Genomic DNA, 24,318 nt, shown 5'->3' with positions numbered 1-24,318 from the left:
CCGCGCGCTCCGCGCGGCGCGGGGCGGGCGGCACCCGGTAACGGGCCGGTAACCCGTGGTAGACACCCGCCACCACCTGGGCTTTCCCGGCCGCGCCCGGCGCCGCGGGCGGGGAAACGTATCTGTCAACGGCTTCTCCGGCACCCCGCGAAAGGACGACCCGACCCCTACTATCACCACGCCATGACAGCAGCAGGGAAGCACCAGGCGAGCCGGCCCGTCGGACGCCGGCTGGAGCGGGCCGGCATCAGGGACGTGGCCGCCGCGGCCGGAGTCTCGATCACCACCGTCTCCGACGCGCTCAACGGCAAGGGCCGACTGCCCGACGCCACCCGCCGTCACGTCCGTGAGGTCGCCGACCGGCTGGGGTACCGTCCCTCCGCCGCCGCCCGCACGCTGCGCACCGGCAGGTCGGGGCTGATCGGCCTGACCGTGACGACGTACGGGGAAGAGCCCTTCACCTTCACCGAGTTCGCCTACTTCGCCGAGATGGCCCGGGCCGCCACCTCCGCCGCGCTCGCCCGCGGATACGCCCTGGTCATCCTGCCGGCCTCCTCCCGGCACGACGTGTGGAGCAACGTCGCGCTGGACGGCACGGTCGTGATCGACCCCTCCGATCACGACCCGATGGTGACCGAGCTGGTGCGGCAGGGCATCCCCGTGGTCAGCGACGGCCGCCCGACCGGCAGTCTGCCCGTCCGGGCCTGGGTCGACAACGACCACGAGGCCGCCGTGCTCGGCATCCTGGAGCACCTCGCCGAGGCCGGGGCCCGCAGGATCGGACTGCTCACCGGCACCAGCACCGACACCTACACCCGGCTGTCCACCTCCGCCTACCTGCGCTGGTGCGAGCAGATCGGCCAGGAGCCCGTCGTCGAGGCCTACCCCGCCCACGACCCGTGCGCCGGCGCCGTCGCCGCGGACCGCCTGCTCGCCCGGCCCGACCGCCCCGACGCGGTCTACGGCCTCTTCGACCCCAACGGCACCGACCTGCTCGCCGCCGCCCGCCGCTACGGGCTGCGCGTACCCGAGGACCTCCTGCTGGTCTGCTGCAGCGAGAGCATGGTCTACGCGACGACCGAGCCGCCGATCACCACGCTCTCCCTCAAACCGGGCCGGATCGGCACCGCGGTCGTCCAGTTGCTCATCGACGCCATCGAGGGGGTGGACGCCGGCCGCCCGGTGCAGCAGGTCATGCCGACCGACCTGATCGTGCGCACGTCCTCCCAGCGGCGCCCGCCGCGCACCACCGTCAGCCCGCCCCGTGGGCCCGCGGGAACATAGGAACGGGCGCTTCCTAGGCGAGAAGAGCCCGCCCCGGGCGGATTTGTCCGCGCGGGATGAAATCGCTATCAGCAGGTGTGTCACGCCACGACATCGTGATTCCTATGATGGGCGGATGGTGGCGCGACGGTGGAGGGGTCGATGACTCAGGGGGTAGGTCAGGGACCCATGCCCGGTACCTCGTACGGCTGGTCCCAGGACCTCGCGGAGGCGGTGGCGCACGGCGCGCCCATGACGCCGTCGGTGCACCCCGCCGACGCCGTCGGGGCTCCGCCCGGGCATCCGGCCGAGCACGAACAGACGATGATCGACGAGCAGATGATGCCACCGGAGTACACGCCCACACAGCGCGACCTCCCGGTGGTCACCGCGGCCGACACCCAGGCGCTCGGCCCGCTCTACGTCGTCGGCGACATCCACGGCTACGTGGACCGGCTACACGAGGCCCTGTACGCGACCGGGCTGATCGACTCCGAGGGCCACTGGGCGGCGGGCAACGCCCGCCTGTGGTTCCTCGGCGACTTCACCGACCGCGGCCCCGACGGCATCGGCGTGATCGAGCTCGTCATGCAGCTGTCCGCGGAGGCCGCCGCGGCCGGCGGCTACGCCAGGGCCCTCATGGGCAACCACGAACTGCTGCTGCTCGGCGCCCACCGCTTCGGCGACACCCCGGTGAACTCCGCCGCGGGCACCGCCTCCTTCCTCGCCGCCTGGCGCCTCAACGGCGGCCAGACCAGCGACATGGAGCGGCTGCAGGACCACCACGTCGCCTGGATGTCCCGGCTGGACGCGGCCGCCCTCACCGACGGCCATCTGCTGCTGCACTCCGACACCACCGCGTACCTGGAGTACGGCACCACCATCGACGCGATGAACGACGCCGTCACCGGCATCCTGCAGCGCGGCGACGCCGACGAGTGCTGGGAGCTGTTCCGCAAGTTCACCCGGCGCTTCGCCTTCCGCGGCGAGTCCGGGCCGCAGGCCGCCCGCGAACTGCTGGACACCTACGGCGGCCACCGCGTCGTGCACGGTCACAGCCCCATCCCGTACCTGCTCGGCGAGCCCGGCGCGGAACCCGGCACCGAGCAGCCGGACCGCTCCGCGGTCGTCGTGGGACCGCACGTGTACGCGGAGGACCTGGCGGTGGCCATGGACGGCGGGGTGACGATGGACGGCAAACTCCTGGTCGCACAGCTGCCGTTGTAGACCCCGAAACCCCCATTTTCCGGAAACACTCTGTCACCGCGTCACCTCCGCGCTCTACCATCGGGATATCCGTAGGCAGCTTCTCCTCCGCTTCCGCCCAGCCGGACCGGACCTTCGTCCTTCGTGAACCCCGGGAGGAACCGGAGACGGAGCATCGGGGGATGCACATGAACAGCGCTCCACACCTGCTGACCGAGGACCGCCCGGAATTCGAGCGCGCCCTCGACACGGCTCTGCACTCGGAGGGCACGCGGGCCGCCCTGGCCGAAGCGCGGAACCGCCTCAACGCCGAGCAGTTGCGCACCCTGGCGCTCAACGCGGCCGAGCCCATCTCGGCCTGCGCCGCGCCCGAGTACGAGCAGTTCGTCAAGGTCCGCGAGGCCTTCGCGGAACAGCGCCGGGAGGCACGCACCGCGACCGTGCCGGGCCTCGGCTACGCGGCCGCGGCGGCCCCGGTCGCCGCGGACGGCTCGGGGGCCGGGCTGTTCGCCGTCGTCGCCGTGCTCACACCGATCCTGGCGGGCACGGCCGCCGTCATCTTCCTCGTGCTCGGGTACGCCCTGCGCTTCGGGCACCCCGAACCGGCGATCGCCCAGCCGCTGCGGCAGGCCGGCTGGCTCTTCGCGGCCGTCGCCGTCTGCGGCATCGTCATCGGCATGGTCGGACTGCTGCTCACCGCGCTGCGCAACGGCTCGACCGCCCTCCACGATCCGCCCGGCGGCGAGCCCCGCGACGTCGCCCTCGCCCGCGAGCTGTGGCGCCGGGCCCTGGTGGAACGGGGACTGCAGCCCTTCCTCGACGACGCCCTCGCCAAGGCCGCCGGCGCGGCCCCCACCGCACCGGCAGCCCCTTCCGCGACCACCGGCGGCAACCCCCGCATGCCGCGGCTCGGTTACTCCCGCCCCGACTTCTCCAGCCCCGGCCACGAGTCCTCCCCCGAACCAGGGGACCGCTTCACCAGCCCCGACTTCACCAGCCCGGACTTCTCCAGCCCCGACTTCGGCGGCCCCGACCACAGACCGGACTGACCCGGCGGACCCGGCGGACCCGGCGGACCCGGGGCGTTGTCGTACCCCGGTGCCACAGTGCGGGCATGGACACCGACCGGTTCTGGCAGCTGATCGACTCCGCCCGCGCCACGGCCCGCGTAGCGGATACCGCGGCGGGCCGCCGCGGGATCACGGGTCAGTCGGCGATCGGGAGGTAGACGCGGTTGCCCGAGGCCGCGAACTCGCGGGACTTCTCCGCCATGCCGGCCTCGATCTCCTCGGGTGTGCCGCCGTGCCGGCGGCGGATGTCCTGAGAGATCTTCATCGAACAGAATTTCGGCCCGCACATGGAGCAGAAGTGCGCGGTCTTGGCCGGCTCCGCCGGGAGCGTCTCGTCGTGGAACGCCCGTGCCGTGTCGGGGTCGAGGGCCAGGTTGAACTGGTCCTCCCAGCGGAACTCGAAGCGTGCGTCGGAGAGCGCGTCGTCCCATTCCTGGGCGCCGGGGTGGCCCTTGGCCAGGTCGGCGGCATGGGCGGCGATCTTGTAGGTGATGACGCCGGTCTTGACGTCGTCGCGGTCGGGCAGACCCAGGTGCTCCTTGGGGGTGACGTAGCAGAGCATGGCCGTGCCCCACCAGGCGATCATCGCGGCACCGATGCCGGAGGTGATGTGGTCGTAGGAGGGCGCGATGTCGGTGGTGAGGGGGCCGAGGGTGTAGAACGGCGCCTCCTCGCAGATCTCCTGCTGGAGGTCGACGTTCTCCTTGATCTTGTGCATGGGGACGTGTCCCGGACCCTCGATCATGGTCTGCACGCCGTGCCGCTTGGCGACGGTGTTGAGTTCGCCGAGCGTGCGCAGCTCCGCGAACTGGGCCTCGTCGTTGGCGTCCGCGATGGAGCCGGGACGCAGGCCGTCGCCCAGGGAGTAGGTGACGTCGTAGGCGGCGAGGATCTCGCAGAGCTCCTCGAAGTTCTCGTAGAGGAAGCTCTCCTTGTGGTGCGCGAGGCACCAGGCGGCCATGATCGACCCGCCGCGCGAGACGATGCCGGTCTTGCGGCGCGCGGTCAGCGGGACGTACCGCAGCAGCACGCCGGCGTGCACCGTCATGTAGTCGACGCCCTGTTCGGCCTGCTCGATGACGGTGTCCTTGTAGATCTCCCAGGTCAGCTCCTCGGCCTTGCCGTCGACCTTCTCGAGGGCCTGGTAGAGGGGGACGGTGCCGATGGGGACGGGGGAGTTGCGCAGCACCCACTCGCGTGTGGTGTGGATGTTGCGGCCGGTGGACAGGTCCATGACCGTGTCGGCGCCCCAGCGGGTGGCCCAGGTCATCTTGTCGACCTCCTCCTCGATGGAGGAGGTGACCGCCGAGTTGCCGATGTTGGCGTTGACCTTCACCAGGAACCGCTTGCCGATGATCATCGGCTCGGTCTCCGGGTGGTTGACGTTCGCCGGCAGGACGGCGCGTCCCGCCGCGATCTCCTCGCGGACGACCTCGGGGGAGACGTTCTCGCGGATCGCGACGTACTCCATCTCCGGGGTGGTCTCCCCCCGCCGCGCGTACGCCAGTTGGGTCACCGGCTGTCCGGGCCGGCCGCGCCGGGGGAGGCGGGGGCGTCCCGGGAAGACGGCGTCCAGGTTGCGCAGGCCGCCGCGCGGTGCGGTGTGTTTGAGGCCGTCGTCCTCGGGGCGGACGGGGCGGCCGGGGTACTCATCGGTGTCGCCGCGGGCGACGATCCAGTTCTCGCGCAGCGGCGCGAGACCGCGGCGGACGTCGGTGGTCACGTTCGGGTCGGTGTACGGGCCGGACGTGTCGTACAGCGTCACGTCCCGGCCGTTGGTCAGGTGCACCCGGCGGACGGGGACCTCGATGTCCGGGCGGGACCCGGTCACGTAGCCCTTGTGCCAGCCGATTTCGCGCGCGTGTGCATCCTGCATGGTCATGAGACCCACTCCCTACGCCGGCATTACCCGGTAACAGGTTCAGCGGTCGGCGCAGCTGGTGGCCCTTCGGCCGGTCAGCGCCCTCTCAGCCCGGTGCTCCGAGCTCCCGCGTTTGCAAAGGTGCCTCAACGCTAGCGGGTCCTCGCTGACGCACACCAGAGGGTGTTGCGATGATCGGGCCGTGGACTCCACTCACCCGCACTCGCAAGCCCATGGTCACGGACACGGGCACGGGCACGGCCCGGTGCCGCCGGTCTCCCGGCACCTGCGCAAGGTCATCGCCGCCGTCCTGATCCCCTTCGTCGCCGCCGTGGTGGCCGGCCTGGTGGTGCTGTGGCCGGGCGGCGTGCCGAAGCACGAGCGCAGCGGCGTCGGCTTCGACCAGCAGACGCAGTCCGGGCGGGTGGTGAAGGTCGAGGAGGTCAAGTGCTCGGACGTCAACGCCGAACCGGGCACCGGAGCCGCGCCCTCCCCCGGCCCGACGTCGGCGCCGTCGGGTCCGGCGATCTGCGAGCGCGCGACCATCGAGGTCGCGTCGGGCAAGGACGCGGGCCGCACCTTCACCGAGATCGTGCAGCCGACCCAGACCCGGCACTACACGAAGGGCCAGAAGGTGCTGCTGGCGTACGCGCCGCAGGCGCCGCGCGAACTGCAGTACTCGGTGACCGACGTCGACCGGGCCTTCCCCCTGTGGCTGCTGGCCGGGATCTTCGCCGCGGTGGTGGTCGTGGTCGGGCGGCTGCGCGGGGTGCTGGCGCTGATCGCGCTGGTCATCAGCTTCGCGGTGCTGACGCTGTTCATCCTCCCGGCGATCCTGCACGGCAGCAATCCGCTGCTGGTGGCGGTGATCGGCGGCAGCGCCATCATGCTGATCGCGCTCTACATGTGCCACGGCCTCAACGCCCGTACCTCGGTCGCGGTGCTGGGCACCCTGTGCTCGCTGCTGCTGATCGGCGTCCTGGGCTCGGTCTTCATCGACTGGGCGCTGCTGAGCGGCAACACATCCGACGAGACCGGGCTGATCCACTCCCTCTACCCGGGCATCGAGATCCGCGGCCTGCTGCTGGCGGGCATCATCATCGGTTCGCTGGGCGTACTCGACGACGTGACGGTCACCCAGACCTCGGCGGTGTGGGAGCTGCGGGAGGCGGACCCGGGGACGAGTCGGCGGCGGCTGTACTCGGCGGCCATGCGGATCGGACGGGACCACATCGCCTCGGTCGTCAACACCCTGGTGCTCGCCTACGCGGGCGCGGCGCTGCCGCTGCTGCTGCTCTTCTCCATCGCGGAGCGCGGGGTGCTGGCGGTGGCGGGCAGCGAACTGGTCGCCGAGGAGATCGTGCGGACCCTGGTGGGCAGCATCGGGCTGGTGGTGGCGGTGCCGCTCACGACCGCGCTGGCCGTCCTGGTGGTGTCGGCGGACCGCGGCAGCGGCGACACTGTTCCCGCGGGCACCGGTCGGGGTCACCGGCGCCGCGCCAAGTGAGCCGGGAGGGGAACGTGGTCGGACTGCAGGGCCGGGTGACCGGAACGGTCGGGCCAGGGCTGGTCGGCGAGGTGATCGTGCACGTCCGGGGCGGTGCCGAGGCGTTCCTGGCGTACCCGGCGACGGCCGGCGAGCGCATCGAGAAGGGCACGGTCGTGGTGGTCGTGGAGCACCTGCCGCCGCGCACCGTGTACGTGGCGCCGGCGTACGGCTGAGCGGAGCGGTCCGCTCCACGTCAAGAAAACGACAAGGATCCGTCAGGACCTACCGGACCGTCATCCACAGGCGGACACTCCCGTACGCGGCCCCGATCGGGGCCATTCGTAAGGGGGCGTATGCCGATGCTGATCGGCGTTGCGGCGGGCGGGGCGCTCGTCGCGGTCATCATTCTGGTCGGCCTGTTCAAACTGATGTGGCGGGTCGCCGAGCCCAACGAGGCACTGGTCATCTCCGGCTCCAAGCACCGCACGGACGGTGTGGGGGAGGGGATGGGGTTCCGCATCGTCACGGGACGGGGGACCCTGGTCCTGCCCGGCGTGCAGGCGGTGCGCAGGCTCTCGCTCGACCTCAACGAGGCCGAGCTGAACGTGGACTGCGTCACCCAGCAGGGCATCCCGCTGAAGGTGCACGGCGTGGTCATCTTCAAGGTCGGCGACGACATGGTCTCCATCGCCAACGCGGCACGACGGTTCCTGGACCAGCAGAAGTTCATGCCCGAGCGGGTGCACAACGTCTTCGCCGGTCATCTGCGCTCCATCGTGGGCGGGCTGACGGTGGAGCAGATGATCCGGGACCGGGAGCGGCTCACCGCCGAGACCCGGGCCGCCTCTGGCTCGGAGATGGAGAAGCTCGGCCTGATCATCGACTCGCTGCAGATCCACGAGATCGTCGACCCGACCGGTTACATCAACAACCTGGCCGCGCCGCACGCCGCGGCCGTCCAGCGGGACGCGCGCATCGCGCAGGCGGAGGCGGACCGGCTGGCCACCGAGGCCGAGCAGCAGGCCGCGGCCCGCATGGCGGAGGCGACCCGGGACAGCCAGATCCTGCAGGCGGGTTACATGGCCGAGCGGGACAAGGCCACCGCGTCCTCCCGGCAGGCGGGCCCGCTCGCGGAGGCGGCGGCCCGGCAGGAGGTCGTCGTCCAGGAGACCCGGGTCGCCGAGCTGGAGGCGCAGCGGCGCGAGCAGCAGTTGCAGGCGGACGTCCGCAAGCCGGCCGACGCCTCCGCGTACGAGAAGCGGACGCTGGCCGAGGCCGAGCGCGACGCGCGCATCTCGGCGGCCGAGGCGAAGGCCCGGGAGACCGAACTGGCCGCCGCCGCCGAGGCGAACCGCGTCAAGACGGCCGCGGCGGCGCAGGCGGAGCAGACCAGGGTCAGCGGTGAGGCGAGTGCCGCGGCCACCCGGGCCACGGGTGAGGCCGAGGCCGCGGCGACGCAGGCGCGGGGTCTGGCGGAGGCCGAGGCCGCGAAGGCCAGGGGCCTGGCCGAGGCGGAGTCGATCAAGGCGCGGGCCGCCGCCCTGGCGGAGAACCAGGAGGCCGTCGTCGCCCAGCAGTTGGCGGAGAACTGGCCGGAGATCGTCCGGGCGGGCGCCGAGGCCTTCGGCAACGTGGACCACATGGTGCTGCTCAACGGCGCCGACGGGATGTCGGAGATGTTCGCCAAGGCGCTGACCATGGGCGGCACCGGTCTGGGCCTGGCCCGTCAGCTGCTCGCCCAGATGAACGGCGCGACCGGCGCCGGCGGCGACGCCCCACCGAACGGTGCGGCGCCGCGGAGCCCCGAGCGCGTCCGGCTCCAGGACTGAGCGGCGCACGTCCCGTGGGGCCCGGCGACCGGGCCCCACGGGGTCACCACTTGTCGCGGGAGTCGGACGAGGACGAGGTGAACTTCTTGACCACGTACACCAGGCCGCCGACCAGCGCCACGAAGACCAGCACCTTGAACAGCAGCCAGAACAGGAACCCGATCGCGCTGGCGATCATGCCGCCGAAGACCACGATCGCGATCACCGGCACCGCGACCCACTTGACCCACCAGGGCAGGCCCTCGAAGAGCTTCACCGTTTCCTCCTCCTTGTCGTCCTTCCGCTCCCAGGCTAGGGCCGCGGCGGTCCCCTGCGGAGGCCTCGCGGTCCCCATCCGTCCCTGACCCGCCCCCTACGGGAACCCGGGGGCGAAGGCCCTCAGGCCTCGGGGGGCGAGAAGACGACCAGGACCTTCAGGTCCTCGGTGACGTGGTGGAAGCGGTGCGGCGCCCCGGCCGGGACGTAGACCACGCTGCCGCGCGCGACATGTGTCGTCTCCTCCCCCACGGTGATCAGCGCCCGGCCGCTCACGACCAGGTAGATCTCGTCCTGTGCGTGCGGTTTCTGCGGGTCGAGTTCCCCGGCCCGCAGGGCGTAGAGCCCGGCGGACATGTTCCGCTCGCGCAGGAAACTGAGGTACGCGCCCTCGTTGGCGGCCCGCTCGGCCTCCAGATCGTCCAGCCGGAACACCTTCACTTGGCCGCTCCCTCAGCTCTGTGCCTGTGCGATCACTTCTGCGACGATCTCAGCCATGATGAACTTCGTCGTCAAGACGCTCGCGAACGCCGGGGCCCTGCTGGTGGCCATCTGGCTCGTGGGCAACATCACGCTCACCGGTGACGACACCGGGCACAAGGCCCTCACCCTCATCCTCGTCGCCCTGGTCTTCGGCGTGGTGAACTGGCTGGTGAAGCCGCTGGTGAAGCTGCTGTCCCTGCCCCTGCTCGTGCTCACCCTCGGGTTGTTCACGCTGATCGTGAACGCCCTGATGCTGCTGCTGACCTCCTGGATCTCCGGCAAGCTCGACCTCGACTTCCACGTCGAGGGCTTCTGGGCGGCGTTCCTCGGCGGCCTGATCATCAGCATCGTCTCCTGGGCCCTGAACATGGTCCTCCCGGACGAGGACTGATCCCGGGGCTGCATCATGGAGCCCATGAGCGCTCCGTCCTCCCGCACACCGCTGCGGGTGTGCTTCGTCTGCACCGGCAACATCTGCCGTTCGCCGATGGCCGAGTCCGTCTTCCGCGCCCGGATCGAGGAGGCCGGGCTCGGCGCCCTGGTCGTCGCCGACAGCGCGGGAACGGGCTCCTGGCACGAGGGCGACGGCGCCGACCACCGCACCGTGGCCGTGCTCCGCGCGGGCGGCTACGGGTACGAGCACATCGCGCGCCAGTTCCAGCCCGAGTGGTTCGCCGGGCTCGACCTGGTGATCGCTCTCGACTCGGGCCACCTGCGGGACCTGCGCCGGCTGGCGCCCACCCCGCAGGACGCCGCCAAGGTGCGGCTGCTGCGCTCCTACGACCCCGCCGCGGACGCCGGAGCGGACGGCCGCGGCCTGGACGTGCCCGACCCCTACTACGGGGACCTGAGCGGCTTCGAGGAGTGCCTGGAGATGTGCGAGGCCGCCGCCGACGGCCTGCTGGACGCCGTACGCGACGCCCTCGGGCGCGAGCCCGCGCCCGCGCCGTGACCGCCGCGGCCGGGCTCGCCGACCGGGTCGCCGCCCTGCTGGGCGAGCCGGTGACCGAGGCCGGCCCGGTGGGCGGCGGATCCATCTGCCGGGCCGTACGGCTGCTGCGCCGCTCGGGCGGCACGGTCTTCGCCAAGACCCTCCCGGACGCGCCGCCGGGCTTCTTCGCCGCCGAGGCCGCGGGCCTGCGGCTGCTGGGCGGCACCGGGACGGTCGCCGTTCCGGAGGTGCTGGCCGCCGACGACCGCACGCTCGTCCTGGAGTGGGTCGAGCCCGGTCCGGCCACCCCCGCCGCGGCCGAGCGCCTCGGCCGCGAACTCGCCGCGCTCCACCGGGTCCCCGCCCCGGGGTACGGGACGGCGCACCCGGCCTTCATCGGTTCGCTCCCCCTGCCGCCGCCCGGCTCCGGGCACGCGTCCGGCTGTCCCGCGGACTGGCCCGCCTTCCACGCCGGACGGCGGCTGCTGCCCTTCCTGCGGCAGGCCGCCGACAGCGGGGCCATGGCACCGGAGGACGTCCGCGCGGTCGAGCGGGTCTGCGAGCTGCTGCCGCGGATCGGCGGCCCCGCCCAGCCGCCCGCGGTGATCCACGGCGACCTGTGGTCCGGCAACGTCCTGTTCGCCGCCGACGGCCGCCCCCGTGTCGTCGACCCGGCGGCACAGGGCGGGCACCCCGAGGCCGACCTGGCGATGCTGGAGCTGTTCGGCTGCCCGCATCTGGAGCGGGTCCTCGCCGCGTACGAGGAGGTCCGGCCGCTGCCCGGCCGCCGGGAGCGGGTTCCCCTCCACCAGTTGCACCCCCTGCTGGTGCACGCCGTCCTGTTCGGGGCGGGTTACGGGGCCGCCGCCGGTCGCGCCGCCCGCGAGGCCCTGGCGTCCGCCTAGCGGACGGCCGTGTTCGTTGGCCCGTACACCGGTATCTTCCGCCTGTACGTTCGCGAAGACGGGGAGAGGCGAGGAGAGGGCGATGACGGAGTACGAGAGCAGGCCCGGGGACAGCACCCGCAGCGTGCACGCGGGCCGCCCGCCGGCCCGGGCCCACGAGCCGGCGCTGCCCGGACCCGTGTTCGCCGCGCACTTCCACCTGCCGGGCGACGTCACCGGCCCGTACACCTACGGCCGCGACGAGAACCCCACCTGGACCCGGCTGGAGGAGGCGATCTCCGCGCTGGAGTCGCCCGGCACCCCCGCCGAGACGCTGGCCTTCTCCTCCGGCATGGGCGCCATCTCCTCCGTGCTGTTCTCCCAGGTGCGTTCCGGCGACACCGTGGTGCTGCCCTCCGACTGCTACCAGGCCACCCGCTCCCTCCAGGGCCGCCTGGAGGACTACGGGGTCTCGGTGCGCCTGGCGCCCACCGCGGGCGACGCCCAGATCGAGGCGCTGGAGGGCGCACGGCTGCTGTGGATCGAGACGCCGTCCAACCCCGGCCTGGACGTGTGCGACATCCGCCGGCTCGCCGACGCCGCGCACACCGCGGGCGCGCTCGTCGCGGTCGACAACACCCTCGCCACCCCCCTCGGCCAGCGTCCGCTGGACCTGGGCGCGGACTTCTCGGTGGCGAGCGGCACCAAGGCGCTGTCCGGCCACGGCGACCTGCTGCTGGGTTATGTGACCACCCGTCGGCCCGAACTCGCCGCCGGGGTGCGGATGTGGCGCAAGACCGTCGGGGCGATCCCCGGCCCCATGGAGGCCTGGCTGGCGCACCGTTCGCTGTCCACGCTCGCGCTGCGGGTGGACCGGCAGGCCGCCAACGCCCTGGAGCTGGCCGCCGCGCTGCTCCAGCGCCCCGAGGTGACCGACGTGCGTCACCCCGGCCTCGCGGACGACCCGGCGCACTCCGTCGCGGCCGCGCAGATGACCCGGTTCGGCAGCGTGGTGTCCTTCACGCTCCCCGACAAGGAGCACGCCGAGCGCTTCCTGTCCGAGCTGCTGCTGACGACCGAGGCCACCAGCTTCGGGAGCGTGACCAGCACCGCGGAGCGCAGGGCGCGCTGGGGCGGCGACGCGGTCCCCGAGGGCTTCATCCGCTTCTCCGTCGGGGTGGAGGACGCCGCCGACATCGTGCGGGACGTGACGCAGGCCCTGGACGCCGCCGCGCGCTGACCCCACACGTTCATCTGGAACAGATATATCTACGTAGACGGCCCTACGCAGAATGGGTGGCCCGAGCCTCCCCCCTCGTGGCTCGGACCACCCTGGCTTTACGCGCGGAGATCCGCCCGAACAAGGCTAGTTGACTCTGCGTCAGTGTCCAATCACAGTTTCGATACAGACCTATCGATATATTTATATGTTGCGGTAGTACCGGTGGGTGGGAGGGACGGTTCCATGGATCTGGCGCTGCTGCGCACGTTCGTCACCGTGCACCGGGCCGGTTCCTTCACCAGGGCCGCCCAGTTGCTGGGACTGTCCCAGCCGGCCGTCACCAGCCAGATCCGCAGCCTGGAACGGCAGGTCGGCCGCCCCCTGTTCCTGCGCCTGCCGCGCGGTGTCGCCCCGACCCCCGTCGGCGACGACCTGGCCCACCGGGTGGCCCCGCACCTCGACGCCCTCCTGGAGATAACCGAGACGGACCTCGACGAGGAGTCCGGCAACCGCACCCTGCACCTCGCCGGTCCGCCCACCTTCACCTCCCTGCGCGCCCTCCCGGCCCTCGCCCCGCTGGTGGCCGAGGGCCTGCAGCTGCGCATCGCGCTGGCCGGGGAGGACGAGGCCCTGGCCGGCCTCGCCGCGGGCCACCACGACCTGTCCATCGGCACCGTCAGGCCGCGCGACCGGCTGCTGACCGCCACCGCCCTGTGGGACGAGGAGCAGATACTCGTGGCCGCCCCCGCCTGGCAGGAGCGGATCGGCGGCCCGCTCGCGGTGCGCGCCCACGGCGCACGGGTCCTCGACGACATCCCCGTGATCTCCTACGACGAGGGCATGCCGCTGATCGACCACTACTGGTCGGCGGTCTTCGACGCCACCCCCGCCATCGTCCCCGCCGTGGTCGTGCCCGACCTGAGGGCCGTCCTGGAGTGCGTGGTCGCCGGGGTCGGCATGGCCGTCCTGCCCCGCTATCTGTGCTGTGAGGCGATCACGGCGGGTGCGGCCAAGGCGCTGCTGGAGCCGGCGGTGCCGCCCCTGCGCACGTACTTCGTCTCGGTGCGCGCCGGGACACTCGCGCTGCCGCACATCGCGCGGGTGCACGATCAGCTGATGCGCTCCTCCGCCGCCTGGTGACCGCGCGCCCGGCGTACGGCGGGTGACCTCCGCGAGAACGGGACCTTCCGATTCGCCGTCCCGGAGGCGTTTGCCGCCTCCCGCGCCGCGGCAGATCTCAGGCATGCCCCCGGACATCGAAGGACCTGCCACACCCGGTGCACCGACCGCCCCGGCCACCCGGCCGGTGGTCAAGCGCACCGCCCGTGCCATCCTGCTCGACGGCGACTCCCTCGTGCTCATCAAGCGCACCAAGCCCGGGCTCAACCCGTACTGGGTCACCCCCGGCGGCGGCGTCGAGGCCGAGGACGCCACCATCGTCGAGGCGCTCCACAGAGAGCTGGACGAGGAGCTCGGCGCCAAGGTCACCGATGTCGTCCCGGCCTTCGTCGACACCGTCGAGCACATCGGCGAGGACGGCTCGCACGGGGTGAAGGTCCAGCACTTCTTCGTGTGCCGGCTGGCCTCCATGGACCCCTCGCGGCGGCACGGCCCGGAGGTGGACGAGCCCTCGGGCACCTACGACGTGGTCCGTGTGCCCTTCAGCCGGGTCGGACTCGCCTCCGTGGAGATCGTGCCGCTCACCCTGCGGCACTACCTCGACGGCAACATCGAAGGGGTGCTGGGACTGCTCTCGGCCGACCTGGGCTGACCCGGTCCTGCTCCTGCACCGGTGCCGGCCCGGGGCCGGCCCCGGGTCGGCCCGAAGCAGCCTCAAGCCCCGAACCAGCCCGGACGGGCCCCTCCGGACCGCCCCGTGCGCGCCTGCGCGGCGTCGGCGGCCGCCCCGAAGTAGTCCCCGCCCTTGCGCCGCACGTCGTCGGTCCCCCAGGCCCGGCCGCCCTGCAGGGGCACCCTCGCCATCCGCGGGATGTGCTTCGAGCAGTGGACGTACGCCTCCTCGACGGTCACCCGCACCCACAACTGCGGCCTGCGGCCGGGCACCGCGTCCACCGGGAGCGAGGGGTACAGGGCGCGCATCGCGCCGTCGGGGACGGTCCGCGCGCGGCCGTTGACGTGCAGCCCGATCCGGTCCCGGGTGAAGTCGATCATCAGGATGCCCACGTGCGGGTTCTCGCGCATGTTGCCGAGTGAGGCCGTCACGCCGTTCCCCCGGTACTCGGGGTAGACCAGGGTGTGCTCGTCCAGGACGGTCAGGAAGCCGGGCGGGCCCGCTCTGAAGGTGCTGTCGCACTCCCCCCGGGCGTCCGCCGTGGACAGGAAGAACATCTCCTGCCGCTCGGTGAACTCGCGCATCCGCGGGTTGAGGTGGTCCAGCACCTGCTCGGCGTAGAAGCGGTCCGCGCGGTCGGCCGTGCCCATCTCCTCCTGGACGCGGTGCTCTCCCGCACTGCCGGGACGTTCCTGCGGCAACGTTTCTCCTCGTTGGGGGGGTTGGGGCGTGGGGGGCCGGGTCATGGACCTGCCGCGACCAGTTCCTCGATCAGGTCGTGCCGGATGCGCTGGGAGGGCATGCCGCCGCGTACGAGGGTGTCGACGCCGCTGCGGATCATGCCGGGCGGCCCGCTGAGGTACGCGTCGTACTCGGGCCAGGGGCCGTACTGCTGCACGATCTCGGGGAGCGGTCCGTGCAGCCCCCCTTCGCCGCGGCCGTGGGAGACCACGGGGCGCACCGAGAGCCAGGGGTGGCTCCGCGCGAGCCCCAGCAGGGTGTCCAGGTCGTACAGGTCGTGGTCGCTGCGGGCGCCGTAGAAGACGTCCATGGCCCGGCGGCGGCCGTGCTGTGCGACGTCCTCGACCAGGGCCTTGATGGGGGCGATGCCGGTGCCGCCGCCCAGGCAGAGCAGCCCGTTGTCGGCGCTGTGGTCCACGACCATGGACCCGCCCGGGGGGCCGAGGCGCAGGACGTCGCCGGGCCGGGCGCGATGGACCAGCGCCCCGCTGACCCAGCCGGCAGGGACGGCCTTCACATGGAAGACCAGCAGGCCGTCCGAGCGGGGCGCGCTGGCGAAGGAGTAGTGCCGCCAGACCCGGGGCCACCAGGGCGTCTCCAGGGTCGTGTACTGGCCGGCGAGGAAGGGGTAGGGCTGGTCGGGGCGGACGCTGACCACCGCGATGTCGGACGTGCGCGGTTCGTGGCTGACGACCTCGGCCTGCCACCAGGGCGGCGCGTGCTTCTCGTCGGCCGCCGCCGCGTCGATCATGATCTGCGAGATCGCCGTGTAGGCGCGCACCCAGGCGCCCTCGACCTCGTCGTTCCAGACCGCCGAGGCGTACCGGGTCAGGGCCCCGATCAGACATTCCCCCACGGCCGGATAGTGCTCGGGGCGCGTGCCGTATTTGCGGTGGCCGCGGCCCAGGTGGGACAGGTATTCGGCGAGTATCTCGGCGTCGTCTATGTGTTCCGCGGCGGTGAGGAGCGCTTTCAGCAATCGATCGCGCTGCGCGTCCATCGCGGCGGGAAAGAGTTCGCGCAACTCCGGATGCCGTATGAACAAAAGTGCATAGAAATACGACGTCGTCTTGTCGGCGACGGGCGCGACCTCTTCCATCGTCCGCCGGATGAGCTGCGCGTCCGCGCTCGGCTGCCGGGACCGCGGCCGGACCTCCGCCCTCGGCGGGGGTTGCTGGGCCGGCGGCTCCGGATGGTGCCGCGCCCCGGCGGCGTCCTGCGCGGGGCCGGGCCGCGGCAGCGCGGGCCCCGGGTCGCCGTTGCGCCCGGCTCCCGTGCCCACCGGCCGTATCGGCCGTACGGGGCGGCTCGGCGCGGCCGCGCCGTCGCCCTCGTGGTGGGGTCTCTGGCCGTCAGGGGGTGTGTGCGGCTCGAACCATCCGGAGGAGCCGGCCCCGGCTCCCTTGCCCGGTTCGGCCGCGTTCGTGATCAGAGCGTCCATGGTCAGCTTCGCCTCGAGCTTCTCCCGGTCGGTTTCCGTACGTCGGCCACACATCCTGCGCGGAAAGCCTGCCAGGGCTTCACGCCGCCCGGGCAAATAGCCGGAAGTACGGGAAACAGCGGGACCGATCCCGTTAAGCTCAGCCGAATGTGAAGCCCCGCTGTCGCGGAACCCTGTCGACCCTACCCCGAGTCACTGTTTTCACAACCGTCACTCAATTCCGTGACGATCATCACCGTTCAATCGTCACGTATTCAGCCCATGACCAGCGCATATGCTTCACGCAAATCGCGTCCCGTGTACGCATGGCTCGCCAGCCCGCTCACGTGGTGGTCACCGTTGACCGCGACCGACACCGGCACCGCGGCGAAGAGCGCGGTGTCCGACAGGGAGTCCCCGTACGCCACGCACTCCCGGCGGCTCACCCCGTAGCGGGCGCACAGCTCGTCCGCGGCCGTCACCTTCGTCTCCGGCAGCAGGATGCCCGCCACGTCCAGTCCCACCGCCGGGGCGAAGGGGAACTCCGGGAAGACCGACGCCCGCACCTCGTGCGCCCCCCACTCCAGCAGCCGGCGCACGAAGAAGTCCGGGGAGAGCGACACCACTGCGCAGTGCTCCCCGCGGGCGGCGATGTCCGCCCACACCTCCCGTATCCCGGCCAGCCACGGGGCGCCCTCGAACGCCGTCGCCACCTGCGCCGGGGTGAGCGCCCGCCACAGCTCGTACGCCCGCTCCGCGTAGCCCGGCGGGTCCAGCAGGCCGCTGCCGAGCGCGCGCTCCAGCTCGCGGAACTCCGCCACCAGCCCCAGCTCCCGGGCGAGTTCCATGCTCGCCGAGGAGCCGTGCATCAGCGTCCCGTCCATGTCGAAGATGTGCAGCCGTCCCATGCGGTCCCTCCCTCGTCCCCCGCCGCCCGGCCGGTCCCCGGCGGCGTCCCTCCGAACAGCCGGGCGGCGTCCTCCGCCACCCCGCGGACCGCCGGTCTGCGGTCCGCCGTCCGCCAGGCCAGCGCGACCGTGCAGCGCACGTCCCCGGCCAGCGGCACGATCACCACGTTCGACCGCGCGTAGTGCTCGTCGGTCGACGTGCTCGCCAGCGCGCACCCCCGGCCCGCCGCCACGAGTTCGAGCGTCTCCTCCAGCGACCCCGACGGCACCGTCCCGGCGACGTGGGCGACGCCCACGGCCGACGGGTGGCGGAAGCCCGCGTAGGCCGCGTCCCCGGTCCGCGGCACCACCCAGATCCTGCCGCCCAGTTCGGCGGGCGCGACCTCGCCACGGCGGGCCAGCGGGTCCGTCGCGGGCAGCGCCACACAGCGCCGGTCGCTGGAGACGGTCACCATCCCCAGGCCCGGGGCGTCCAGCGGGGGCCACACGATGGCCAGGTCGCAGTGCCCGTCCAGCAGCCCGCAGGAGGGGTCGTCGAAGTCGTAGCGGCGCAGCCGCACGTCGCCGGTGACACGGGCCTGCACCAGGTCCAGCAGTTCCCGGGTGCGGCCGGCCGCGGCCTCGCCCAGGAACCCCACGGTGAACGGCCGGGACGCCCCGTCCAGCAGCCCCTCCAGCTCGTCCGCGGCGTCCACCGCGGCCACCGCGTGGGCCAGGATCCGGCGCCCCAGGTCGGTCAGTTCGGCCCTTTCGCGGTTGCGCACCAGAAGCGGCCGCCCCGCCGCGGCCTCCAGCCGGCGCACCGACTCGCTCACCGTCGGCTGCCGTACGTCGAGTTGCCGCGCGGCCGCCGAGAACGAGCCCGTACGCGCCACCGCCACGAACGCCCGCAGGCCGGGCAGGGTCAGCGTCACCCCGGGAGGATAACCAGGCACCGGCCGATGGCCATAGGGGAAAACTATGGCCGCCCTCCGCCGCCGCCACGGCACGCTGCCCGTATGACATCCCCGACGGCCCCCGTGCGCCGCCTCACCCCCGCCGACCTCCCCGCCTGCAGCGCGCTGGCCGTCAGCCGCGACTGGGGCGCCGAGGAGCACAAGTGGCGCTTCCTGCTCACCCACGGCACCGGCTACGGCGTCGACGCCCCCGACGGCGACGGCCTGGCCGCCACCACGGTCCTCACCCGCTACGCGGGCGGCCTGGCGGCCGTCAGCATGGTCCTCGTGGCGGCCCGGTACGAAGGGCGGGGCCTGGGACGGCGCATCATGAGCCACGTCCTGGCCGAGGCGGGCGACGACACCGTCACCCTGCACGCCACCGAACGCGGCCGCCCGCTCTACGAGAAGCTCGGCTTCCGGGCGACGGGCACCGTCGTCACGCACCGCGGCCGCTTCACCCCGCCGGCTCCGGCCGGGAACACCGGGAGCACCGGTCCCGGCGCCGGGGAGCCGCGGCCCTTCACCGAGGCCGATCTGCCGGCCCTGCTCGCCCTGGACGCCGAGGTGTTCGGCGCCGACCGCTCGCCCCTCCTGCGCGACCTGCCCCGGTTCGCCGAGCGCGTCGTGGTCGCCGAGGAGGACGGTGTCCTGACCGGCTACGCGTCCGCCTGGCTGAACGCCGACACCCTGGTCGTGGGTCCCGTCGTCGCCGGGGACGCCGCCGGGGCCCGGCGGCTGATCACCGCGATCGCCCGGGACGCCGGCACCGCGGTCCGTCTCGACCTGCGCACCGGCATCCCCGACGGCCTCGACGGCTGGGCCGCGGAACACGGCGTTGCCCCCGTCTTCCCCAACACCCTGATGGTGCTGGGGGACCGCGACCTGCCCGGCGACGAACACCGCCGCCACGCGCCGCTGATGGTGGCCCTGGGCTGAGCCCGGCGGGCCCGCGCGGGCCCGCCGTCCGGCCCTTGGGCCGCGTGTCACCCCGCGAGGCGGGCCTCGATGCCGTCGAACAGGAAGTCGAGGCCGATCCGGAAGGTGTGGTCGGCGTCCAGGTGGGCAGCGTCCAGGTGGGGCGGCATCGCGCGCCACCGTGGCGAGCGCGGGTAACCGGCCGGTGGCGAAGGTCCGCTCCAGGTACGGCCCGAGCGAGGCCTGCCGGCGCTTCTCGTCCGTCCCGGTGGCCCGCTCGGCACGCCGCTCGACGACCTCCCGGCGCACGAAACGCCGACGTCGCCGGACGCCGCCAGGAAGATGGTCGCGCTCTTCCGGACCGGCTGACTCGACCCCGGCACGACCGGGGGCGGCAGCGGCCGTTGGAAGACCCCGCGGGGGTCGCGGATCAGGTCTGGGCCATGTCCACGAAGCGCGAGTAGTGGCCCTGGAAGGCGACGGTGATGGTGGCCGTCGGGCCGTTGCGGTGCTTGGCGACGATCAGGTCGGCCTCTCCCGCGCGCGGGGACTCCTTCTCGTAGGCGTCCTCGCGGTGCAGCAGGATCACCATGTCCGCGTCCTGCTCGATGGAGCCCGACTCACGCAGGTCGCTGACCATCGGCTTCTTGTCCGTACGCTGCTCGGGACCACGGTTCAGCTGCGACAGCGCGATGACCGGCACCTCGAGCTCCTTCGCCAGGAGCTTGAGGTTACGGGACATGTCCGAGACCTCCTGCTGACGGCTCTCGGGCCGGCGCGAGCCGCCCGCCTGCATCAGCTGGAGGTAGTCGATGACGACCAGGCGCAGGTCGTTGCGCTGCTTGAGCCGGCGGCACTTGGCGCGGATCTCCATCATCGACAGGTTCGGCGAGTCGTCGATGTAGAGGGGGGCCGCCGAGACGTCGGGCATGCGGCGGGCCAGCCGCGTCCAGTCGTCGTCGGTCATGTTGCCGGAGCGCATGTGGTGCAGGGCGACCCGGGCCTCGGCGGACAGCAGACGCATCGCGATCTCGTTGCGGCCCATCTCGAGGGAGAAGAAGACGCTGGGCATGCCGTTGGTGACCGAGCAGGCACGGGCGAAGTCCAGCGCGAGCGTGGACTTACCCATCGCGGGACGGGCGGCGATGACGATCATCTGACCCGGGTGCAGGCCGTTGGTGAGGGAGTCCAGGTCGGCGAAGCCGGTCGGCACACCGGACATCTGGCCGCTGCGCGAGCCGATGGCCTCGATCTCGTCGAGGGCCCCCTCCATGATCTCGGAGAGCGGGAGGTAGTCCTCGCTGGTGCGCTGCTCGGTGACGGCGTAGATCTCGGCCTGCGCGGAGTTGACGATCTCGTCGACGTCGCCGTCCGCCGCGTATCCCATCTGCGTGATGCGCGTACCCGCCTCGACGAGCCGGCGCAGGACCGCGCGCTCGTGCACGATCTCCGCGTAGTACTCGGCGTTGGCGGCCGTCGGCACCGCGTTGACGAGGCTGTGCAGATAGGGGGCGCCGCCGACCCGGGCGAGCTCGCCGCGCTTGGTCAGCTCGGCCGCCACGGTGATGGGGTCGGCGGGCTCACCGCGGGCGTAGAGGTCGAGGATCGCGGCGTAGACGGTCTCGTGGGCGGGCCGGTAGAAGTCGGCGCCCTTGAGCACCTCGACGACGTCGGCGATGGCGTCCTTGGACAGCAGCATGCCGCCGAGCACCGACATCTCGGCGTCCAGGTCCTGCGGCGGTACGCGCTCGAAGCCGGACGCCCCGCGGTCGTCGTCGCGGTCCCGGTCGCGGTCCCGCTCGTCCTTCCGGCGGAAGCGGGAGACGGGCAGACGGTCGCCGGGACCGTCCGGCGGGAACGGCGGCTCGCTCCCCCAGTGGTCGTCCGCGGGTTCGGGCTGGCTCACCCCCTGCCACCTCCTCCCCTCCGGCGCGGACCGCTGCGTCGTGTCCCTTTTCCTACGCCACGGCTCTGACATTCAGCCGCCCGGACACGCCTGTGGCGCGTCGGGCGACGCCCCACGGTAGGGGTCCGCGGGGCTCACAGCCAAGACGGTTATCCACAGGGGCTGGGGATGACCTGTTGAAGAACCGCCCCTACCTGTGGAGAAGCCCGCTCCAGCTGTGTACAGGGCGGGGGACAGCGCGGTGGACAAGCACACAATCACCCAATGATCACGCCGCTGACCTGCGCTTTCTTCATCCACCCACTGTGGACAAGAAAAACTTGCCCGCTCGGCCCAAGATCACGACAAACGGCACGGAGGAGATCACCCTGCGCAGCGGAAAGTAAGAGGCAGTATTATCTTGCATCCCTTACATGTGGATGATTACCCTGACCGGGTGCCCCAGGTCGCCGAACTCTCACCCCAGCAGGCCGTACGCCGCCACGACCGCGAGATCATCGGTCTCGCGCTGCCCGCTTTCGGCGCACTCGTCGCCGAACCGCTCTTCCTCCTGGCCGACAGCGCGATCGTGGGCCATCTCGGCACGTCGCAGCTCGCCGGCCTCGGCGTCGCGGGTGCCCTGCTCACCACCCTCGTCGGCGTATTCGTCTTCCTCGCGTACGCCACCACGGCCGCCGTCGCCCGCCGGGTCGGCGCGGGCGACCTGCCCGCGGCGATCCGCCAGGGCATGGACGGCATCTGGCTCGCCCTCCTCATCAGCGTCGCCGCGGTCGCGGTCGCGATCCCCGCGGCGCCCGCCCTGACCGACCTCTTCGGCGCCTCCGGCACCGCCGCGCCCCACGCCGTCACCTATCTGCGGATCAGCGCCCTCGGCATCCCCGCGATGCTCGTCGTCCTGGCGGCCACCGGTGTGCTGCGCGGGCTGCAGGACACCCGTACCCCGCTCTACGTCGCCGTCGGCGGCTTCGCCGTGAACGCCGTGCTCAACGTGGCGCTGGTGTACGGCGCTGGCCTCGGCATCGCCGGCTCGGCCTGGGGCACCGTGATCGCCCAGAACGCGATGGCGGCCGTCTACGTCGGGGTCGTGGTCCGCGGGGCGCGGCGGCACGGCGCCTCCCTCCGGCCCGACCTCGCCGGCATCCGCGCGTGCGCCCAGGCCGGGACACCCCTGCTGATCCGCACGCTGAGCCTGCGGGCCGTCCTGATGCTCGCCACCGCCGTCGCGGCCGGGCTCGGGGACGCCTCGATCGCCGCCCACCAGATCACCACCACCCTCTGGACGCTGGCCGCCTTCGCCCTCGACGCCATCGCCATCGCCGGCCAGGCCATCATCGGCCGCTACCTCGGCGCCGACGACACGGCCGGGGCCCGGGCCGCCTGCCGCCGCATGGTGCAGTGGGGCATCGCCTCGGGCATCGTCATCGGTCTCGTCCTGGCCGTCTCCCGGCCGCTGGTCGCCCCGCTGTTCACCTCGGACCCGGCCGTGCGCTCCGAGCTGATGACCGTCCTGCTGGTGGCGGCGCTCTCCCAGCCGGTCTGCGGTGTGGTCTTCGTCCTGGACGGGATCCTCATCGGCGCGGGCGACGGCACCTATCTGGCCTGGTCGATGGTCGTCACCCTGGCCGTCTTCGCCCCGGTCGCCCTGGCCGTACCGGCCCTGGGCGGCGGACTCACCGCCCTGTGGTGGGCGATGGGGCTGATGATGCTCACCCGGCTGGCCGCCCTCCACTGGCGGGCCCGCTCGGGGAAGTGGGCCGTCACCGGCGCCGTGCGCGCCTGAACCGCGGCCCCTCCCCGGACGGCAGGACGCCGGGCCCGGAACCTCGCGGTTCCGGGCCCGGCGTTCACGCGGTGCGTGCGGGTCAGGCGGCGACGACCTCGACGTCGAGAGCGGCCTCGACCTCGGGGTGCAGACGCACCGACACCTTGTGGGAGCCCAGCGTCTTGATCGGGGAACCGATCTCGATCCGGCGCTTGTCCACGTCCGGACCGCCCGCGGCCTTGACGGCGGCGGCGATGTCGGCCGGGGTCACCGAACCGAACAGCCGGCCGGCGTCGCCCGCGCGGGTCGACAGCTTGACCTTGACGCCCTCGAGCTGCGCCTTGAACGCGTTGGCCTGCTCGACGGTCGCGATCTCACGGATCCGGCGCGCGCGGCGGATCTGCTCGACGTCCTTCTCGCCACCCTTGGTCCACGCGATCGCGAAACCGCGCGGGATCAGGTAGTTGCGGGCGTAACCGCTCTTGACCTCGACGACTTCGCCGGCGGCACCGAGGCCGCTGACCTCGTTGGTGAGGATGATCTTCGCCATTGCTCGGTCACCCTTCCTTAGCGAGCGGTCGAGGTGTAGGGCAGCAGCGCCATCTCACGGCTGTTCTTCACGGCCGTGGCGACGTCACGCTGGTGCTGGGTGCAGTTGCCGGTGACCCGGCGGGCACGGATCTTGCCGCGGTCGGAGATGAACTTCCGCAGCAGGTTCGTGTCCTTGTAGTCGACGTACGTGATCTTGTCCTTGCAGAACACGCAAACCTTCTTCTTAGGCTTGCGAGCAGGCGGCTTCGCCATTGTCTCTCTCCAGTGTGATCAAGAAGTTTGGTGCGCTGCCGCCCTTAGAAGGGCGGCTCGTCCGAGAAACCGCCGCCGCCACCGGAGCCACCGCCCCAGTTGCCGCCGCCGCCCTGGCCGCCACCGGCAGGAGCGCCGGTCGCCCACGGGTCGCCGTCGGGCGCGCCGCCCTGGCCGCCACCGGAGCCACCGCCCCAGTTGCCGCCCTGGCCGCCACCGCCGCCGTAGCCGCCCTGACCGCCGCGCGAGGCGCCGCCGCCACCGCTGGCGCGGGTGACCTTGGCGGTCGCGCTGCGCAGGCTGGCGCCGACCTCGTCGACGTCCAGCTCGTAGACCGTCCGCTTGACGCCCTCGCGGTCGTCGTACGAGCGCTGCTTCAGACGGCCCTGCACGATGACGCGCATGCCCTTCTGGAGCGACTCGGCCACGTTCTCCGCCGCCTGCCGCCAGACCGAACACGTGAGGAAGAGGCTCTCGCCGTCCTTCCACTCGTTGGTCTGCCGGTCGAAGGTGCGGGGAGTGGACGCGACACGGAACTTCGCGACCGCCGCACCCGAGGGGGTGAAGCGCAGCTCGGGGTCGTCGACGAGATTGCCGACGACCGTGATGACGGTCTCGCCTGCCATGGTGAGTGACCTC

General features: G+C 72.4%; 25 protein-coding genes and 1 riboswitch. Of the genes, 14 read left to right on the top strand and 11 right to left on the bottom strand.

The genetic code is table 11. From position 1 onward, the window contains the following. Positions 1-183: 183 nt before the first annotated feature. The 3 genes from B085_RS0108725 (at position 184) to B085_RS0108715 (ending at position 3,518) form a co-directional block, all read left to right on the top strand. The gene (locus B085_RS0108725) at positions 184-1,284 is read left to right on the top strand and encodes a LacI family DNA-binding transcriptional regulator (protein ID WP_018558194.1); all 1,101 of its coding nucleotides are present in this window, start codon (positions 184-186) and stop codon (positions 1,282-1,284) included. 168 nt (positions 1,285-1,452) lie between these two features. Next, a complete protein-coding gene (locus tag B085_RS0108720) occupies positions 1,453-2,490 on the top strand; it encodes a metallophosphoesterase (protein WP_018558193.1) in 1,038 nt (345 codons plus the stop codon). 161 nt (positions 2,491-2,651) lie between these two features. Next, positions 2,652-3,518, top strand: coding sequence for a hypothetical protein (locus B085_RS0108715; RefSeq protein ID WP_018558192.1), 867 nt, complete (start codon positions 2,652-2,654; stop codon positions 3,516-3,518). 157 nt (positions 3,519-3,675) lie between these two features. Here the strand turns inward: B085_RS0108715 and thiC are convergent, their stop codons facing one another. Next, the gene (thiC, locus tag B085_RS0108705; RefSeq protein ID WP_018558190.1) at positions 3,676-5,421 is read right to left on the bottom strand and encodes a phosphomethylpyrimidine synthase ThiC; all 1,746 of its coding nucleotides are present in this window, start codon (positions 5,419-5,421) and stop codon (positions 3,676-3,678) included. Further along, a riboswitch (TPP riboswitch) is annotated at positions 5,414-5,541 on the bottom strand. (Overlaps the previous gene by 8 nt.) Before the next feature lie 61 nt (positions 5,542-5,602). Here thiC and B085_RS41780 point away from each other — a divergent pair. The 3 genes from B085_RS41780 (at position 5,603) to B085_RS0108690 (ending at position 8,718) form a co-directional block, all read left to right on the top strand. Next, positions 5,603-6,907 carry a YibE/F family protein gene (locus B085_RS41780; RefSeq protein ID WP_037731477.1) on the top strand — a complete coding sequence of 435 codons (1,305 nt, stop codon included), beginning with the start codon at positions 5,603-5,605 and terminating at the stop codon, positions 6,905-6,907. A 14-nt stretch (positions 6,908-6,921) separates the two neighbouring features. Further along, positions 6,922-7,122, top strand: coding sequence for a hypothetical protein (locus B085_RS0108695; RefSeq protein WP_018558188.1), 201 nt, complete (start codon positions 6,922-6,924; stop codon positions 7,120-7,122). A gap of 120 nt (positions 7,123-7,242) precedes the next feature. Then, positions 7,243-8,718 carry a flotillin family protein gene (locus B085_RS0108690; RefSeq protein ID WP_018558187.1) on the top strand — a complete coding sequence of 492 codons (1,476 nt, stop codon included), beginning with the start codon at positions 7,243-7,245 and terminating at the stop codon, positions 8,716-8,718. A 43-nt stretch (positions 8,719-8,761) separates the two neighbouring features. Here B085_RS0108690 and B085_RS0108685 read toward each other — a convergent pair whose 3' ends face one another. Together B085_RS0108685 and B085_RS0108680 are read right to left on the bottom strand one after the other, a co-directional pair. After that, positions 8,762-8,974, bottom strand: a complete 213-nt coding sequence (locus tag B085_RS0108685) for a DUF5326 family protein (protein WP_018558186.1) — start codon at positions 8,972-8,974, stop codon at positions 8,762-8,764. A gap of 122 nt (positions 8,975-9,096) precedes the next feature. Further along, positions 9,097-9,414, bottom strand: coding sequence for a cupin domain-containing protein (locus B085_RS0108680; protein ID WP_018558185.1), 318 nt, complete (start codon positions 9,412-9,414; stop codon positions 9,097-9,099). 55 nt (positions 9,415-9,469) lie between these two features. On the opposite strand from B085_RS0108680, the gene B085_RS0108675 reads away from it, so the two are divergent. From B085_RS0108675 to B085_RS0108650, 6 genes are all read left to right on the top strand, one after another. Continuing rightward, on the top strand, positions 9,470-9,847 hold the full coding sequence (locus B085_RS0108675; protein ID WP_018558184.1) for a phage holin family protein: 378 nt from the start codon (positions 9,470-9,472) through the stop codon (positions 9,845-9,847). 24 nt (positions 9,848-9,871) lie between these two features. After that, positions 9,872-10,408 carry a low molecular weight protein-tyrosine-phosphatase gene (locus B085_RS0108670; protein WP_018558183.1) on the top strand — a complete coding sequence of 179 codons (537 nt, stop codon included), beginning with the start codon at positions 9,872-9,874 and terminating at the stop codon, positions 10,406-10,408. After that, a complete protein-coding gene (locus B085_RS0108665) occupies positions 10,405-11,292 on the top strand; it encodes a fructosamine kinase family protein (RefSeq protein ID WP_018558182.1) in 888 nt (295 codons plus the stop codon). The genes B085_RS0108670 and B085_RS0108665 overlap by 4 nt, the downstream gene beginning before the upstream one ends. Before the next feature lie 82 nt (positions 11,293-11,374). After that, entirely contained in the window at positions 11,375-12,511 is a 1,137-nt protein-coding gene (locus B085_RS0108660) for a cystathionine gamma-lyase (RefSeq protein WP_018558181.1), read from the top strand. Positions 12,512-12,736: 225 nt separating this feature from the next. After that, a complete protein-coding gene (locus B085_RS0108655) occupies positions 12,737-13,633 on the top strand; it encodes a LysR family transcriptional regulator (protein ID WP_018558180.1) in 897 nt (298 codons plus the stop codon). 103 nt (positions 13,634-13,736) lie between these two features. Then, the gene (locus tag B085_RS0108650; RefSeq protein ID WP_078619817.1) at positions 13,737-14,264 is read left to right on the top strand and encodes an NUDIX domain-containing protein; all 528 of its coding nucleotides are present in this window, start codon (positions 13,737-13,739) and stop codon (positions 14,262-14,264) included. A 62-nt stretch (positions 14,265-14,326) separates the two neighbouring features. Here B085_RS0108650 and B085_RS41775 read toward each other — a convergent pair whose 3' ends face one another. From B085_RS41775 to B085_RS0108630, 4 genes are all read right to left on the bottom strand, one after another. Beyond that, positions 14,327-14,986 carry a pyridoxamine 5'-phosphate oxidase family protein gene (locus B085_RS41775; protein ID WP_234018528.1) on the bottom strand — a complete coding sequence of 220 codons (660 nt, stop codon included), beginning with the start codon at positions 14,984-14,986 and terminating at the stop codon, positions 14,327-14,329. 41 nt (positions 14,987-15,027) lie between these two features. Beyond that, positions 15,028-16,467 (bottom strand): globin domain-containing protein, encoded by a 1,440-nt coding sequence (locus B085_RS41770; RefSeq protein ID WP_018558177.1) that lies wholly within the window; start codon positions 16,465-16,467, stop codon positions 15,028-15,030. 254 nt (positions 16,468-16,721) lie between these two features. Continuing rightward, positions 16,722-17,354 carry an HAD family hydrolase gene (locus B085_RS0108635; RefSeq protein WP_018558176.1) on the bottom strand — a complete coding sequence of 211 codons (633 nt, stop codon included), beginning with the start codon at positions 17,352-17,354 and terminating at the stop codon, positions 16,722-16,724. Further along, a complete protein-coding gene (locus tag B085_RS0108630) occupies positions 17,315-18,268 on the bottom strand; it encodes a LysR family transcriptional regulator (RefSeq protein WP_018558175.1) in 954 nt (317 codons plus the stop codon). Before B085_RS0108630 ends, B085_RS0108635 begins: the two co-directional genes overlap by 40 nt. An 84-nt stretch (positions 18,269-18,352) precedes the next feature. Between B085_RS0108630 and B085_RS0108625 the strand changes: the two genes are divergently transcribed. Beyond that, positions 18,353-19,228, top strand: coding sequence for a GNAT family N-acetyltransferase (locus B085_RS0108625; RefSeq protein ID WP_026250813.1), 876 nt, complete (start codon positions 18,353-18,355; stop codon positions 19,226-19,228). Between the two features lie 409 nt (positions 19,229-19,637). Here the strand turns inward: B085_RS0108625 and dnaB are convergent, their stop codons facing one another. Continuing rightward, a complete protein-coding gene (gene dnaB, locus B085_RS0108615) occupies positions 19,638-21,113 on the bottom strand; it encodes a replicative DNA helicase (protein WP_018558172.1) in 1,476 nt (491 codons plus the stop codon). 436 nt (positions 21,114-21,549) lie between these two features. Between dnaB and B085_RS0108610 the strand changes: the two genes are divergently transcribed. Continuing rightward, positions 21,550-22,893 (top strand): MATE family efflux transporter, encoded by a 1,344-nt coding sequence (locus B085_RS0108610; protein WP_018558171.1) that lies wholly within the window; start codon positions 21,550-21,552, stop codon positions 22,891-22,893. 82 nt (positions 22,894-22,975) lie between these two features. Here B085_RS0108610 and rplI read toward each other — a convergent pair whose 3' ends face one another. From rplI to B085_RS0108595, 3 genes are read right to left on the bottom strand one after another with little or no spacing between them, the layout of a single operon-like run. Beyond that, complete coding sequence (rplI, locus tag B085_RS0108605; RefSeq protein ID WP_018558170.1) at positions 22,976-23,425, bottom strand: 50S ribosomal protein L9; 450 nt, start codon at positions 23,423-23,425, stop codon at positions 22,976-22,978. A gap of 17 nt (positions 23,426-23,442) precedes the next feature. Continuing rightward, entirely contained in the window at positions 23,443-23,679 is a 237-nt protein-coding gene (rpsR, locus tag B085_RS0108600; protein WP_026250812.1) for a 30S ribosomal protein S18, read from the bottom strand. Positions 23,680-23,723: 44 nt separating this feature from the next. After that, the gene (locus B085_RS0108595) at positions 23,724-24,305 is read right to left on the bottom strand and encodes a single-stranded DNA-binding protein (protein ID WP_018558168.1); all 582 of its coding nucleotides are present in this window, start codon (positions 24,303-24,305) and stop codon (positions 23,724-23,726) included. Positions 24,306-24,318 lie beyond the last annotated feature (13 nt).

It is taken from the genome of Streptomyces sp. BoleA5, assembly GCF_000373665.1.
GTDB lineage: Bacteria > Actinomycetota > Actinomycetes > Streptomycetales > Streptomycetaceae > Actinacidiphila.
This window is presented reverse-complemented; position numbering and strand designations above follow the sequence as displayed.

Bases quoted from the DNA above. Each gene is read 5' to 3' on its own strand.
- B085_RS0108725 (WP_018558194.1), top strand. From the start codon at position 184: ATGACAGCAGCAGGGAAGCACCAGGCGAGCCGGCCCGTCGGACGCCGG.
- B085_RS0108720 (WP_018558193.1), top strand. From the start codon at position 1,453: ATGCCCGGTACCTCGTACGGCTGGTCCCAGGACCTCGCGGAGGCGGTG.
- B085_RS0108715 (WP_018558192.1), top strand. From the start codon at position 2,652: ATGCACATGAACAGCGCTCCACACCTGCTGACCGAGGACCGCCCGGAA.
- thiC (WP_018558190.1), bottom strand. From the start codon at position 5,421: ATGACCATGCAGGATGCACACGCGCGCGAAATCGGCTGGCACAAGGGC.
- B085_RS0108690 (WP_018558187.1), top strand. From the start codon at position 7,243: ATGCCGATGCTGATCGGCGTTGCGGCGGGCGGGGCGCTCGTCGCGGTC.
- B085_RS0108675 (WP_018558184.1), top strand. From the start codon at position 9,470: ATGATGAACTTCGTCGTCAAGACGCTCGCGAACGCCGGGGCCCTGCTG.
- B085_RS0108670 (WP_018558183.1), top strand. From the start codon at position 9,872: ATGAGCGCTCCGTCCTCCCGCACACCGCTGCGGGTGTGCTTCGTCTGC.
- B085_RS0108660 (WP_018558181.1), top strand. From the start codon at position 11,375: ATGACGGAGTACGAGAGCAGGCCCGGGGACAGCACCCGCAGCGTGCAC.
- B085_RS0108655 (WP_018558180.1), top strand. From the start codon at position 12,737: ATGGATCTGGCGCTGCTGCGCACGTTCGTCACCGTGCACCGGGCCGGT.
- B085_RS0108650 (WP_078619817.1), top strand. From the start codon at position 13,737: ATGCCCCCGGACATCGAAGGACCTGCCACACCCGGTGCACCGACCGCC.
- B085_RS41770 (WP_018558177.1), bottom strand. From the start codon at position 16,467: ATGGACGCTCTGATCACGAACGCGGCCGAACCGGGCAAGGGAGCCGGG.
- B085_RS0108635 (WP_018558176.1), bottom strand. From the start codon at position 17,354: ATGGGACGGCTGCACATCTTCGACATGGACGGGACGCTGATGCACGGC.
- B085_RS0108625 (WP_026250813.1), top strand. From the start codon at position 18,353: ATGACATCCCCGACGGCCCCCGTGCGCCGCCTCACCCCCGCCGACCTC.
- rplI (WP_018558170.1), bottom strand. From the start codon at position 23,425: ATGGCGAAGATCATCCTCACCAACGAGGTCAGCGGCCTCGGTGCCGCC.
- rpsR (WP_026250812.1), bottom strand. From the start codon at position 23,679: ATGGCGAAGCCGCCTGCTCGCAAGCCTAAGAAGAAGGTTTGCGTGTTC.
- B085_RS0108595 (WP_018558168.1), bottom strand. From the start codon at position 24,305: ATGGCAGGCGAGACCGTCATCACGGTCGTCGGCAATCTCGTCGACGAC.